Here is a 13,160-nt window from a genome sequence, read left to right as displayed (position 1 = left end):
GAGTGACGCCCCGTCATCCGGTGACCAGCACAATGCTCCCCATGACCAGCAGCGCGGTGCGGACGGGCAGATCGCTGGCCCACCGGGTGCTCGGGCGCGAGCACGGGGTGGAGCGGTCCCTGGCGCGGCAGTCGGTCCTGGTCGCGGCCGTGTGCCTGGCCAACGACGCGCTGAGCTTCGTGACCAGGGGGCCCGAGGACTTCGGCGCGTTCGACGCGCTGGTCCTGCTCGGGCTCGTCCTCGCGGACGCCGCCCTGGCGTCGTCACCTCGGCACTCGGGCCGGGTCGCACTCGCGCACGCCGCCCTGCTCCCGGTGCTGACCCTCGTCCTGCCGGGGCGCAGCGTCAACACCGCCGGTCAGCTCGTCTCCGCGTACCGGGCGGGCGCCTGGTTGCGGGGCGGCCCCGCGGGCCTGTCGCTGGCCGTGATGGCGCTCGGCGTGCTGTCGTCGCTGTGGGTCAGCGGCACCCCGGCCCCCCTCGCCGCGCTGACCCTGGTGGTGGCCAACTCGGCGCTGCCGTGGCTGGTCGGCCGCTACACCACCGCCCGCAAGGCCCACGTCGACGAGCTGCGCCGCCAGCGCGAGGACGCCCTGCGAGACGCTCGCGCCGAGGTGGACGGGGCGGTCGCCAGGGAGCGCGAGGCCATCGCCACCGACCTGCACGACGTGATCTCCCACCACGTCAGCGCGATCGGCGTGCACGCGGCGGCGGCGCGGTTCAACCTGGACGACCACGGCGGCAGCGGCCCGGTGAACGCCTCGCTCACGGCGGTGGAGACGTCCAGCCGCGCGGCCATGGTGGACCTGCGGCGACTGCTGGACCTGCTGCACGCGAGAGACGAGTCCGCCGAGCAACCGGGACTGGCCAAGTTGCAGGAGCTGTTCGACGGAGTGCGCGCCTCCGGCCTGCGCGCGACCTTCGTCGTCTACGACGACCCGTGCCGGATACCGCCCGCCGTCGACACCGCCCTGTACCGGGTGGCGCAGGAGATGATGACGAACGCCCTGCGACACGGCGACGGGAAGGCGGTGCGGGTGGAACTCGACTACGGCGGCGACCACGTGACGCTCACCGCGCGCAACCGGGTCGCCTCCGCGGCGGCCCTCGCCGGGCGCACCTCGCTGATCGCGCACGAGGGTTCCGCCCGCGGCCTCGACGGCATCAGGAAGCGCGCGGAGGTGTTCGGCGGCTCCGCGACCTGCGGGCTCGTGGAGGACGGCCGGTTCTGGGAGACGAGCGTGACGGTGCCGATCGGGGGCGAGTCGTGACCCTCCGCATCGTGATCGCCGACGACCACGCGATGTTCCGCTCCGGCCTGCGGGCGGTGCTGGACGCCCAACCGGACATGACGTGCGTCGCGGACGTCGGCGACGGCTACAGCGCCGTCGAGGCGACGCGGAACCTGCGCCCCGACCTGGTCGTGCTCGACGTGAGCATGCCCAAGCTGAACGGGATCGCGGCGGCGCGCGAGCTGGTGTCGTCGGGGGGCGCGGACCTCAAGGTCGTCCTGCTCACCACGTTCGACGCCGACGACCACGTGCAGCAGGCGCTGGCGTCGGGGGTGAGCGGCTTCGTCCTGAAGAGCCTGCCCCCGGAGGAACTGGTGACCGCGCTGCGCGTGGCCGCGCGGGGCGACACCTACATCGACCCGTCGATCACCCGCCGGCTCGTCCCGCGGCTGAGCGACGCCCTGCTGCCGAGGGCTCCGGCCCGCAGCACGGCGCCGGGCGTCGACCGGCTCACCGCGCGCGAGCACGAGGTCTTCCTCCTGATGGGCGCGGGGTTCTCCAACGCCGAGATCTGCGACCAGCTCTACGTCGGGAGCCAGACCGTCAAGACCCACGTGTCGCGCGTGCTCACCAAGCTCGGGCTCCGGGACCGCGTGCACGCGGTGCGCTTCGCCCACCACCACGGACTGATCGGGCAGAACGACACCTCGGGGCTGTGACGCCGGAGGCGCTCCGGCGGCCACCACGCGGATCGCCTCCGCTCCGGTCGCTCCGTCCCGGCGAGCGGGGCGTGATCAGCCGCGCGGGGAGTTCCGCACCGAGAAGACCGGGGCCGTCGCCCCGAACGGCCTGGTGCAGGATGTGCCGATGCGGCGCAACCCCCTCCTCCTGGCGCTGATGGTCGTGCTGGTGGCCGTCAACCTGCGCCCGGCCGTCGCGAGCGTCGGACCCGTGCTGCCCGACGTGCGCGCCGACCTCGCGCTCTCCGGCACCGCCACCGCCCTGCTCACCACCCTGCCCCTGCTCTGCTTCGGCCTGCTCGCGCTGCTCGCGCCCCGCCTGGCGCGGTGGGCGGGCATCGAACGCGTCCTGCTGGCCGCGCTGCTCGTCCTGGTGACCGGCACGGTCTGCCGGGTGCTCGCCGGCTCCGGCCTGCTCTTCACCGGCACGGTGCTGGCCGCCGGCGCCATCGCGATCGGCAACGTGCTGCTGCCGCCGCTGATCAAGCGCGACTTCCCCACCCGCACCGGCGTGATGATGGGCGTCTTCTCGATGACCGTCAGCGCGGCCGCCGCCGTCGCCTCCGGGGCCACCGTGCCGCTGGGCGACGCCCTGGGCCACGGCTGGCGCGGCGCGCTCGGCGTCTGGGCGGTGCCCGCGATCGTCGCCGCACTGCTCTGGCTCCCCCAGCTGCGCGCACGCACCGCACCGGACGAACGGCCACCCGCGCCGCGCTCGCTGCGCCGCGACCCGCTGGCCTGGCAGGTCACCACGTTCTTCGGCACGCAGTCGCTGTCGTTCTACGCGACCCTCGCGTGGCTGCCGTCGATCTACCGGGAGCACGGCGTCGATGCCGCCTCCGCCGGGTTCCTGCTGGCGCTCTCGGGCGTGGCGCAGATCCCGGTGGCGCTCGTGCTGCCCGCCCTGGCGCAGCGCGCGTCGAACCAGATCGCGCACGCCGTCCTCTCCACGGCGGCGATGGGTGCCGGCCTGGCCGGACTGCTGCTCGCACCGATGTCCGCGCCGGTGGTGTGGGTGGTGCTCCTCGGCATCGGCCAGGGCGCGACCTTCGCCCTGGGGCTGAACCTCTTCGTCCTGCGCACCCGCCGGGTGGAGGACACCGCGCGGCTGTCGGCGATGGCGCAGAGCACCGGGTACGTGCTGTGCGCGTTCGGGCCGCTGCTCGTCGGCCTGCTGCACGAGGCCACCGGGTCGTGGACGCCGCCGCTGGTGCTGCTCCTGCTGTTCCTGGTGCCCCAGCTGGTCAGCGGCGTTCTCGCCGGTCGGGACCGGCACGTCGCCGAGGACGCGTCGCCGGTGCTCGTCGCCTCGCGGTGATCGTGCCGCTCGCCGGACGTGAGATTTTTTCGGTCAACACCGACGTCATCGAGTCCACCGCAGGCCGGGAAGCGCGGAGGAGCGCGCCGCCACGACGGGGTCCAGCGCCCGCGTGGCGGCGGTCACCGCGCGGACGGCCACGGCCCAGTCGGTGCCCGGCGGCCAGGACGTCAGCACGACGACGGCCAGCAGGCCGGACCCGCCGACCAGGCCGCTGCTGTGCACGACCACGCGGCCCGACCGGGCGCCCCACCCCTGCTTCACCGCGAGCGGCGGCCCCGCCAGCGCCGCGGGCACCCCGAAGTGCTGGTCGAAGCCGTCGGAGGCCGTGCGGGAGGCCGCGGCGAGCGCGTCGACCAGCAGATCGTGCCGACCGGCCGGCAGGTCGGCGACGACGTGGCGGTAGACGAGCCCGACGTCGCGGGCCGTCGTCGTGGTGGCGCCCCACAGCCCCGGCCGCTCCGGCGGCCGGGTTCCGCGCAGCCCCAGGCGACCGGCCGTCCTGCGCACGATCTCCGGGCCACCACCGGCGGTCCACAGCTCGCTCGCCACGTCGTCGTCGCTGGCCGACAGCATCAGCCGCAACCGCCGCCGCGTCTCGTCCGGCACGTCGGGCGTGCGGTCCAGCACGTCGAGCGCGATGAGCAGCTTCACCAGCGACGCCGACGCGAACCGCTCCTCAGGGGCGACCGCGGCCAGTTCGGCGCACCCGGCGAGGTCCACGACCTCGACGGCCGCGACCGCGTCGGCCGAGACGGACCCGACGACCTCGCGCGCCCGCTGCGCCGCCCGGACCACCGCGTCGTCGGGCCGCCACGCCACCGACGCGCACGACGAGGCCCAGTCCTCCTCCCCCAGCCGCGTCAGGACCACGACCAGGGACGCGACCGCGGCGATCACGACGACCAGCACGCCCGCTCGACGCACGCCCACCTCCACCCAGAACGGCGACGTCCGACCACGACGACGCGCCGGCTGACGCAGGTCTACTCCGTGTCGCGCACGACGGTGAAGGGGGAGGTGCGTTCCTGACGTCCCGCACGTCGGCGCACCCCGCGGGGGCGGCCGAGAACAGCGCGAAGCCGTCGTCGCCGGCGACCCGGAAGCGGGTGTGCCGCGGACCGGCGCCCGGCGAGTCGCCCGGACCCGCCTCGGGGCGCGGCAGCGCCACGTCGACGGCTCGGGCGGTGCTGTGCGCCGGACGGCGCACCGGGGAACGTCCGGGCAGACGTCGCGGGACCGTCAGACCGCGGGCTGGTCCACCGCGCGCAGGGCCGCGACGAGGTCGGAGTGCAGCGGGTAGATCGACGCGAGGCCGGTGGCCTGCATGGGGCGGGTCACCTCGCGCTGGGGCGCCACGAGCGCCATCGGCACACCGTGCCCGGCTGCCACGTCCTGGATCTCGACGAGCACGCCGATGCCCGACGACGCGAAGAACCGCACACCGCTCAGGTCGATCACCAGGGCGGCCGGCTCACCGCGCAGCACGTCGACGCAGCGGTCGCGCCACAGGCGGCTGGTGGCGGCGTCGATCTCGCCGGCGACGTGCAGGACGGTCACACCGCCGATGATCTCGGTGATCATCTCGGGGGAGCTGGGCGTCCGCGCTTGCACGTGCTCGATCATCAGGTGCTCCTAGCACCGATGCCGCACGACTCGTGCCGGGAACCCGGCGAAAGCGGGGTGACGGTCCATCGGTGTCCTTCCGACGGTACGGGTAGCACCGTCAGCTCCACAACCGGCCCCGTCCCGGCACCTGTCCGACGGTCGTTCTCCCACGTGAACGGCCGTGTCGTCACTACGATGGTCACCACCGCGCCCCGCCACCGGCGGCACGGCGCCGCAGCACGAGGAGAGCCCGGTGAAGGTGACCGAGAAGCCGACCGGCGAGTTCGAGCGCACCCCGATGGCGTTCACCGACCGGATCACCGCCGACGGCGCGAGCGGCTGGCCCGTGGAGGCGGGACGCTACCGGCTGGTGATCAGCCGGGCGTGCCCGTGGGCGCACCGCGTGGTGCTCGTGCGCAGGCTGACGGGGCTGGACGAGGCGATCTCGCTGGCCGTGACCGACCCGGTGCAGGAGCAGGTGGCGGGCGACGCGCACTGGGTGTTCACCGCGCGGACCGGCAGTCCCGGCGGGCTGGACCCGGTGCTGGGGGTTCACACGCTGCGCGAGGCGTACCTGGCGCGAGACCCCGGCTACGACGGCGGCGTGAGCGTCCCCGGCCTGGTGGACGTGCCCTCCGGGCACCTGGTGAGCAACGACCACGACCAGCTCACCCTCGACCTGGGCTCGGAGTGGGCGGCACTGCACCGCGAGGGCGCTCCCGAGCTGTACCCGCCCGCGCTGCGCGACGAGATCGACGCGCTGAACGCGGAGATCTACCGCGACGTCGCCAACGGCGTCTACCGGGCGGGCTTCAGCCCGAGCCAGCAGACCTACGAGCGCACCGTCGCCGCGCTGTTCGCCCGGCTCGACGCGCTGGAGGACCGGCTCACCCGTCAGCGGTTCCTGCTGGGCGGCTCGATCACCGACGCGGACGTCCGGCTGTTCCCGACGCTGGTGCGCTTCGACGCGGTCTACCACGGACACTTCAAGTGCAACGTCCGCAAGCTCGTGGAGTACCCGGCGCTGTGGGCCTACGCCCGCGACCTGTTCCAGACGCCGGGCTTCGGCGACACCGTGCACCTCGACCACGTCCGGCAGCACTACTACGCGGTGCACCGGGCGATCAACCCGACCGGGGTGGTCGCGGTCGGTCCCGACCCGGCGGGATGGCTCACCGCGCACCACCGCGAGGAGCTGGGTGGCCGCCCGTTCGGCGACGGCACGCCTCCCGGACCGCCCCCGGCGATCGACCGGGTGCCGGAGATCGTGCCGGGCGGCGCACGACCGTGCGGGTGATCGCGGGCACGGGCGCGCACGAGATCGAGATCCAGCGGTCGCGCTTCCTGTGCAGCCTGGCGCGGGTCACCGACGACGACGAGGCGGGCGCGTTCATCAGCGCGGTCCGCAAGGAGCACTGGTCGGCCAGTCACAACTGCTCGGCGTTCCGCGTGGGGCCGGACGGCGGGTCGCAGCGCTCCAGCGACGACGGCGAACCTGCGGGCACCGCGGGCGTGCCGATGCTGGAGGTCCTCGTGCGGCGGGAGCTGACCGACACCGTCGCCGTGGTCACGCGCTACTTCGGCGGCACGAAGCTGGGCGCGGGCGGTCTCGTGCGCGCCTACGGGCGCGCGGTGTCGGAGGCCGTCGACGCGATCGGCACGCTGCGCCGGGCCCGCTTCGCGGCGCTGGAGGTCGTCGCCGAGCACACCGACGCCGGCCGACTGGACAACGCGCTGCGCGCGGCCGGTCACCGCGTCTCCGACGTCGTCTACGGGCAGCGGGTGGCGTTCGCGGTGCACGTGCCGCAGCACGACGTGGACGCCTTCGACGCGTGGCTGGCCGAGCAGACCGGTGGCGCGGTCGAGGCCGTCGCCACCGGGTTCGTGGACCTCGACGTGCCGGACTGAGCGGTCACAGCGCGTCCAGGTAGACCCACTGCCCGTCCACCCTGGTGAACCGGCTCCTCTCGTGCAGCACGTCGGCGCGACCGGCGTCGGTGAGGTGGGCGCGGAACTCGACCGTGCCCTCCGCGTGCAGCGCGCCTCCCCCGGTGGAGCCCAGCACCTCCAGCCGCGTCCACCGCACCGCGGGGTCCAGTTCGACGCGCGCAGGCCGGGTCGACGGGTGCCAGGTGCGCAGCAGGTACGCCTCGTCGGCGACGGCGAAAGCGCTGTAGCGCGAGCGCATCAGCCGCTCGGCGGTCGCCGCCGTCGTGCTTCCGGCGTGCAGCGGGCCGCAGCACTCGCCGAGGGTCTCGCCGAGGGTCTCGCCGAGGCCGCAGGGGCAGGGCGAGGTGCTGGTGATCGCCGGAGAGCGGCGTGAGGAGCGTCGGGACACGTCACGATTGTGCCCTCCGCCGAACGCCGGAGCGCTGCACCGGCGGGTCAGGCGCTGGCGCGTTCCACCTGGAGGTCGCAGGAGACGAGCGCCTCGTCGACGGTGGCGCAGACCTCCAGCACCTCGGCCAGCCCGCCGACGTGCAGTGCGCGGCGCACGGCGCGGCCCCGGCCGACGAGGGCGAACGGGCGGCCGTCCTCCCGGCACTGGCCGTCGATCTCGGCGAGCAGCGCGAGGCCGGCGGAGCCGAGGAAGTCCACTTCGGACAGATCAACGATCAAGGGCGAGAACCGCTGGGAGACCACGAGCGCGAAGACGATCTGCTCGCGCAGCGCGGCGATGGTGCCCGCGTCGACGGCGCCCCTCGCGCGCAGGACGACCGCACGGCCGCGGAACGCCGAGGTGACACCGGACGCGGAGCGGGCGCGACGGGACAGCAGGGAGACGGGGCGGGCGGTGATCACGATGAGTTCTCCTGACGAGACGGGGACGGGTGCGGGAGAACCGCCAGCACGGGCACGACGAGCGTGCTGGCCGCGCGGCGGAAGAGGCGTTCTGGAAGTCGCACCACTCGACGAACCGGCCGGTCGAGCGGGCCTTCACGGAGTGCTGCGCAGAGCTTAGCCCCTGCCGGTACCTCTCGCCGACACCGCCCGGTCAGGAACACCCGAAAGGTGCACGACGTCACGTCGTCCACTGTGGACGAGACGTGTCCGCTCGGTCCACAGTGGTCCCGAGCGGACGCGCCGGTCCGAGCGGCTCGCCGCCCGGCCGGGCGGCGATCGGGCGGCCCGGCCCGGCGGTCCCGCGCCCGTGGCGGCACGGACCTCCGCACCGCCGCGGCGGTCGCGTCGGCGGCGATCAGACGGCCCGGACACGACGAAGGGCGGGCACCGCGGCCACGTCTCCGCGTGCCGCGGTCCCGCCCACCGCACAACCGCACGGCCTCACCCGTCGGTGTCGGTCACGTCCTCCGAACGCCGGTGCTCGTGCACCTCGACGTCCTCCCGCTCCGGCCCCGACGCGTCCGTCGGGGCGTAGCTCGGCGCGTTCACCCGCTCCTCCGACTCCCGCAGGATCGCCGCCGCCTGAGCCCGCGGATCAGCACTGCCACCGGCGGACTCCTCCTCCGGCAGCAGGTGGGCGCGGGCCGTGATCTCGTCCTCTCCTGGCATCATGCGTTCCACTCTGCCGCACCCCCGCCTCCACCGCGCGTCGCGAGGACGCGCCGTCAGGTCCTCTCGATCAGGTGACCCACCACGTCCGGACCCGGATGCGGCGCACCAGAACCGTCCCGCCGCGGATCGACCGTCGGCAGCTCCACCGGAGCACCCCGATCCGTCGCACCCGCCGGACGCGACCCCACCCACGCCAGCACCAGCCGCGACTCGCCCTTCACGAAGCGGTGCGCCCGCACACCACCCGTCGCACGACCCTTGGCGGGGAACTCCGCGAAGGGCGTCACCTTCACCGACGACCCCGTCGACGTCACCACCACCGGCTCACCGTGCGCCTCGTCGTCCGTCCGCACCACGTCGAAGAACACCACCTCGGCGTCACCACCGACGTTCACACCGGCCACACCACCACCGCGCAACCCCTGCGGACGCACCAGGGACACCGGGTACCGCAGCAGCGACGCCTCCGACGTCACGAACACCGCCCCCTCGGTCCCGTCACCCAGCCACGTCGCCCCGACGACCTCGTCACCCTCCTTGAGGGTGATCACCTCGAACTCGTCCGACCGCACCGGCCACTCCGGCGCGCACACCTTCACCACACCCGACCGCGTCCCCAGCGCCAGTCCCGGCGATTCCGCCGCCTGCTCACCCAGCGGCGCGATGCCCACGACCCGCTCCCCCTTCTCCAGGGGAGCCAGCTCGCTCGCCGCCATGCCACCGCTCAGCGACACCGTCCCGCTCTGCTCCGGCAGCACCGGCAGCGGCAGCACGTCCGTCTTGAACGCCCGGCCCCGGCTCGTCACCAGCAGCACCTGCCCGCGCGCCGTCGAGTGCACCAGCGCCCGCACCGCGTCGTGCTTCGTCCGCCCGTTGCGCCGCCGAGCCTCCGACGCCTCCTCCGACTCCGCCGCCGTCCGCGCCACCAGCCCCGTCGCCGACAGCACCACCTGACACGGATCGTCGGCCACCTCCAGCGGACCCGCGGGCCTCGACGCCGCCAGGACCTCCTTCAGATCACCGTCGATCAGCGACGTCCGCCGCGGCACCGCCAGCTCCTTCGCCACCGCCGCCAGCTCCGCCGACACCACCTTGCGCAGCACCGACTCGTCGTCCAGGATCTTCGACAGCTCGGTGATCTCCGCGCGCAACCGCTCCTGCTCCGACTCCAGTTCGATCTTGTCGAACTTCGTCAGCCGACGCAGCGGCGTGTCCAGGATGTAGGCGGCCTGCACCTCCGACAGCCGGAAACGGCTCACGAGGCCGTCCTTCGCCTCCTGGGCGTTCTCGCTGCCCCGGATCAGCCGGATCACCTCGTCGATGTCCACGAGCGCCTTCAGCAGGCCCTCCACCAGGTGCAACCGGTCCTCCCGCTTGCGCCGGCGGTACCTCGTGCGCCGCGTCACCACCTCGTACCGGTGCGCCAGGAACACCTCCAGCAGCGCCTTCAACCCCAGCGTCTGCGGCTGCCCCTCCACCAGCACCAGGTTGTTGATGCCGAACGACTGCTCCAGCGGCGTCAACCGGTACAGGTCCGCCAGCAGCGCCTGCGGGTTGACCCCGACCTTGCACTCCACCACCAGGCGCGTGCCGTTCTCCCGGTCCGTCAGGTCCTTGACGTCCGCGATCCCGGTCAGCCGCTTGGACTTGTTCACCTCGTCGGTGATCTTCTCGATCACCTTCTCCGGCCCCACCCCGTAGGGCAGTTCCGTCACCGTGATCGCCTGCCGTCCCCGGCTGCCCTCCAGCAGACCGATCTGCACCTTCGCCCGCATCCGCACCACGCCGCGGCCCGTCTCGTACGCCTTGCGCACCTCGTCCAGCCCCAGCAGCGCCCCGCCCGTCGGCAGGTCCGGCCCCGGCACGAACTCCATCAGCTTGTCGAGCGTCGCGCCGGGGTGCGTGATGAGCCACCGCGCCGCCCCCACGACCTCGCCCAGGTTGTGCGGGATCATGTTCGTCGCCATGCCGACCGCGATGCCCGACGTCCCGTTCACCAGCAGGTTCGGGAACGCCGCCGGCAGCACCGTCGGTTCCTGGAGCGATCCGTCGTAGTTCGGCCGGAAGTCGACCGTGTCCTCGCCCAGCTCACCGACCAGCAACATCGCCTCGGACGACATCCTCGCCTCGGTGTACCGGCTCGCCGCCGGGCCGTCGTCCGGGCTGCCGAAGTTGCCGTGCCCGTCGATCAGCGGCGCGTTCATGGAGAAGTCCTGAGCGAGCCGCACCATCGCGTCGTAGATGGCCGTGTCACCGTGCGGGTGAAACTTGCCCATCGTGTCGCCGACCACGCGCGACGACTTCACGTAGGCGTGAGTGGGGCGGTACCCCTGCTCGTTCATGGAGTACAGGATGCGGCGGTGGACGGGCTTGAGGCCGTCCCGCGCGTCGGGCAGCGCGCGCGAGTGGATGACCGAGTAGGCGTACTCCAGGTAGGAGTCCTCGATCTCGGTCTTCAGCGGGTTGTCGAAGACCTTCGCCCCGGCCTGGTCGAAGGCGGAGGGGTCGACCTTGCTCGTGGTGGCCTTGCGGCGTGCCATGACTGCGTGCTCTCTCTCGGTGTGCGTGCCCGTCAGACGTCGATCGCGGCCTGGTCCACCCGTGCGGCGGAGTCGACCAGCCACGCGCGGCGCGGCTCGACCTTCTCGCCCATGAGCAGTTCCAGCGCGGATTCGGCGGCCTCGGCGTCGTCGAGGGTGATCCGGCGGACCGAGCGGGTCGCCGGGTTCATCGTGGTGTCCCAGAGCTCGTCGGCGTCCATCTCGCCCAGGCCCTTGAACCGGGGCACGGGGGTGACGACCTGCTTGCCCGCCTTCTCCAGTCGCGCGACGGTCTGCTCCATCTCGCGCTGGGTGAAGGTGAACCGGGTCTCCGGGTTGCGCCCCCTGGTGACGACCTTGTGCAGGGGCGGCATGGCCGCGTAGAGGCGTCCGTCCTCGATGACGGGGCGCATGTACTTGGCGAACAGGGTGATCAGCAGTGTGCGGATGTGGGAGCCGTCGACGTCGGCGTCCGCCATCAGGATGACCCGGCCGTAGCGCATGGTGGACAGGTCGAAGGTGCGGCCGGAACCGGCGCCGAGGACTTGCACGATGGAGGCGATCTCGGCGTTCTTCAACGTGTCGGCGATGTTGGCCTTCTGCACGTTGAGGATCTTTCCGCGCAGGGGCAGCAGCGCCTGGTACTCGGACACGCGCGCCATTCGGGCCGAGCCCAGCGCCGAATCGCCCTCCACGAGGAAGAGTTCGCTCCGCGAGATGCCCGTGGCGCGGCAGTCGACGAGCTTCGGCGGCATCGCCGCGCCCTCGAGGGCGGTCTTGCGGCGGGCCGCGTCCTTCTGCTGCTTCTGCGCGAGGCGGACGCGGGAGGCGTCGACGACCTTCTGCAGGACGGTCTTGGCCTCGACCTTGGTCCTGCGGTCCTCGGTCCACTCCTTGAGGTGGCGTTCCACGACGGTCTGGACGACCTTGGTGATGCCCGCGGTGGACAGTTCGTCCTTGGTCTGCGAGGTGAACTGGGGTTCGGGCACGCGGACGTGGACGACGGCGGTCATGCCCTCGAGGACGTCCTCGATCGTGGGCGGGTCCTCCTTGGCCTTGAGGAGGCCGCGGGTCTTGCCGATGGCGTCGTGCAGGGCCTTGACGACGGCGCGGTCGAAGCCCCTGCGGTGGGTGCCGCCGTGGACGTTGCGGATGGTGTTGGTGAAGCACTCGACGGTGCGCTCGTAGCCGGTGCCCCAGCGGAGGGCGACCTCGACCTCGGCGTGGCGCTGGACCTTGGAGCGCATGACGCCGTTCTCGTCGGCGGCGTTCTCCAGGTAGGTGCCGTCGCCGGTGACGAGCAGGACGCCGGAGACGGGCTTCTCGCCAGCGGGGGTGAGGAACTCGACCATGTCGGCGAGGCCGTGGGGGTAGTGGAACGTCTCCTCGCCGATGGCGCCGTCGGTGGCGGTGCGCAGGACGTAGGTGACGCCGGGCACGAGGAAGGCGGTGTTGCGGAGCTTGGCGCGGACGCCGTCGACGTCGAGGGTGGCGCCGTTCTCGAAGTAGCGGGCGTCGTACCAGTAGCGGATGGAGGTGCCGGTGGCCTCGCCGCGCTTCGTCCTGCGGGTGACGGTGAGGCCGGAGCGGCGGGTGAAGGGCGCCTTGGGGCCGGGGCCGTCGAAGACGCCGGGCACGCCGTGGGCGAAGGACATCTCGTGGACGGAGCCCTCGCGCTTGACCGTGACGTCGAAGCGGTGGGAGAGGGCGTTGACCGCGGAGGCGCCGACGCCGTGCAGGCCGCCGGAGGTCTTGTAGCCGGAACCGCCGAACTTGCCGCCGGCGTGCAGGCGGGTGAGGACGAGTTCGACGCCGGACAGGCCGGACTTGGCGTGGACGCCGGTGGGGATGCCGCGTCCGTCGTCGTCGACCTGGACGCTGCCGTCGGCGTGCAGGGTGACGACGATCCTGGTGGCGTGGCCTGCCACGCCTTCGTCCGTGGAGTTGTCGACGACCTCGGTGAAGAGGTGGTTGATGCCGCGGCTGTCGGTGGACCCGATGTACATGCCGGGTCGCTTGCGCACGGCTTCGAGACCTTCGAGGTGCGTGAGGTCGTCGGCCCCGTAGAGCGTCTCAGCAGTCACCGGGTCTTGTCTCCCTGAATCGCGGGCGCGGGTGTCCTCGGCGATCGGCGGTCCCGCGTGCCGCCGACCAGCGGTCAACGGTACTGGAGCGTATCCGCGTCCCCCGACAGTTCCTCGTGTTC

Annotated in this window: 12 protein-coding genes; 5 read left to right on the top strand and 7 right to left on the bottom strand. The window is 72.9% G+C overall.

What is annotated here, in order from left to right; genetic code table 11:
• The first annotated feature begins 41 nt into the window (after positions 1–41).
• The 3 genes from IMZ35_RS17495 to IMZ35_RS17485 all read left to right on the top strand — a co-directional run bounded on the left by IMZ35_RS17495 (position 42) and on the right by IMZ35_RS17485 (position 3,290).
• Positions 42–1,271 carry a sensor histidine kinase gene (locus IMZ35_RS17495; protein WP_199442163.1) on the top strand — a complete coding sequence of 410 codons (1,230 nt, stop codon included), beginning with the start codon at positions 42–44 and terminating at the stop codon, positions 1,269–1,271.
• On the top strand, positions 1,268–1,951 hold the full coding sequence (locus IMZ35_RS17490) for a response regulator (protein WP_307868283.1): 684 nt from the start codon (positions 1,268–1,270) through the stop codon (positions 1,949–1,951). The genes IMZ35_RS17495 and IMZ35_RS17490 overlap by 4 nt, the downstream gene beginning before the upstream one ends.
• A 148-nt stretch (positions 1,952–2,099) precedes the next feature.
• Complete coding sequence (locus tag IMZ35_RS17485; RefSeq protein WP_199442162.1) at positions 2,100–3,290, top strand: MFS transporter; 1,191 nt, start codon at positions 2,100–2,102, stop codon at positions 3,288–3,290.
• Positions 3,291–3,335: 45 nt separating this feature from the next.
• Here IMZ35_RS17485 and IMZ35_RS17480 read toward each other — a convergent pair whose 3' ends face one another.
• Both IMZ35_RS17480 and IMZ35_RS17475 read right to left on the bottom strand, forming a co-directional pair.
• Positions 3,336–4,217 carry a serine hydrolase gene (locus tag IMZ35_RS17480; protein WP_199442161.1) on the bottom strand — a complete coding sequence of 294 codons (882 nt, stop codon included), beginning with the start codon at positions 4,215–4,217 and terminating at the stop codon, positions 3,336–3,338.
• A gap of 315 nt (positions 4,218–4,532) precedes the next feature.
• Complete coding sequence (locus IMZ35_RS17475) at positions 4,533–4,916, bottom strand: STAS domain-containing protein (protein WP_199442160.1); 384 nt, start codon at positions 4,914–4,916, stop codon at positions 4,533–4,535.
• 280 nt (positions 4,917–5,196) lie between these two features.
• On the opposite strand from IMZ35_RS17475, the gene IMZ35_RS17470 reads away from it, so the two are divergent.
• Positions 5,197–6,195 (top strand): glutathione S-transferase family protein, encoded by a 999-nt coding sequence (locus IMZ35_RS17470; RefSeq protein ID WP_199442255.1) that lies wholly within the window; start codon positions 5,197–5,199, stop codon positions 6,193–6,195.
• The gene (locus IMZ35_RS17465) at positions 6,186–6,806 is read left to right on the top strand and encodes a YigZ family protein (protein ID WP_199442159.1); all 621 of its coding nucleotides are present in this window, start codon (positions 6,186–6,188) and stop codon (positions 6,804–6,806) included. Before IMZ35_RS17470 ends, IMZ35_RS17465 begins: the two co-directional genes overlap by 10 nt.
• Positions 6,807–6,810: 4 nt before the next feature.
• Here IMZ35_RS17465 and IMZ35_RS17460 read toward each other — a convergent pair whose 3' ends face one another.
• The 5 genes from IMZ35_RS17460 to IMZ35_RS17440 all read right to left on the bottom strand — a co-directional run bounded on the left by IMZ35_RS17460 (position 6,811) and on the right by IMZ35_RS17440 (position 13,038).
• Positions 6,811–7,236 (bottom strand): YchJ family protein, encoded by a 426-nt coding sequence (locus tag IMZ35_RS17460; protein ID WP_307868281.1) that lies wholly within the window; start codon positions 7,234–7,236, stop codon positions 6,811–6,813.
• A gap of 47 nt (positions 7,237–7,283) precedes the next feature.
• Complete coding sequence (locus tag IMZ35_RS17455; protein ID WP_307868280.1) at positions 7,284–7,700, bottom strand: STAS domain-containing protein; 417 nt, start codon at positions 7,698–7,700, stop codon at positions 7,284–7,286.
• A 483-nt stretch (positions 7,701–8,183) separates the two neighbouring features.
• Positions 8,184–8,414 carry a hypothetical protein gene (locus IMZ35_RS17450; protein ID WP_199442158.1) on the bottom strand — a complete coding sequence of 77 codons (231 nt, stop codon included), beginning with the start codon at positions 8,412–8,414 and terminating at the stop codon, positions 8,184–8,186.
• Between the two features lie 53 nt (positions 8,415–8,467).
• The gene (locus tag IMZ35_RS17445) at positions 8,468–10,954 is read right to left on the bottom strand and encodes a DNA gyrase/topoisomerase IV subunit A (protein ID WP_199442157.1); all 2,487 of its coding nucleotides are present in this window, start codon (positions 10,952–10,954) and stop codon (positions 8,468–8,470) included.
• 32 nt (positions 10,955–10,986) lie between these two features.
• On the bottom strand, positions 10,987–13,038 hold the full coding sequence (locus IMZ35_RS17440) for a DNA gyrase/topoisomerase IV subunit B (RefSeq protein ID WP_199442156.1): 2,052 nt from the start codon (positions 13,036–13,038) through the stop codon (positions 10,987–10,989).
• Positions 13,039–13,160 lie beyond the last annotated feature (122 nt).

It is taken from the genome of Umezawaea beigongshangensis (assembly GCF_016464305.1).
GTDB classification, from domain to species: domain Bacteria; phylum Actinomycetota; class Actinomycetes; order Mycobacteriales; family Pseudonocardiaceae; genus Umezawaea_A; species Umezawaea_A beigongshangensis.
Note: the sequence above shows the minus strand (reverse complement) of the source record. Positions and strands in the feature narration are given on the sequence as shown.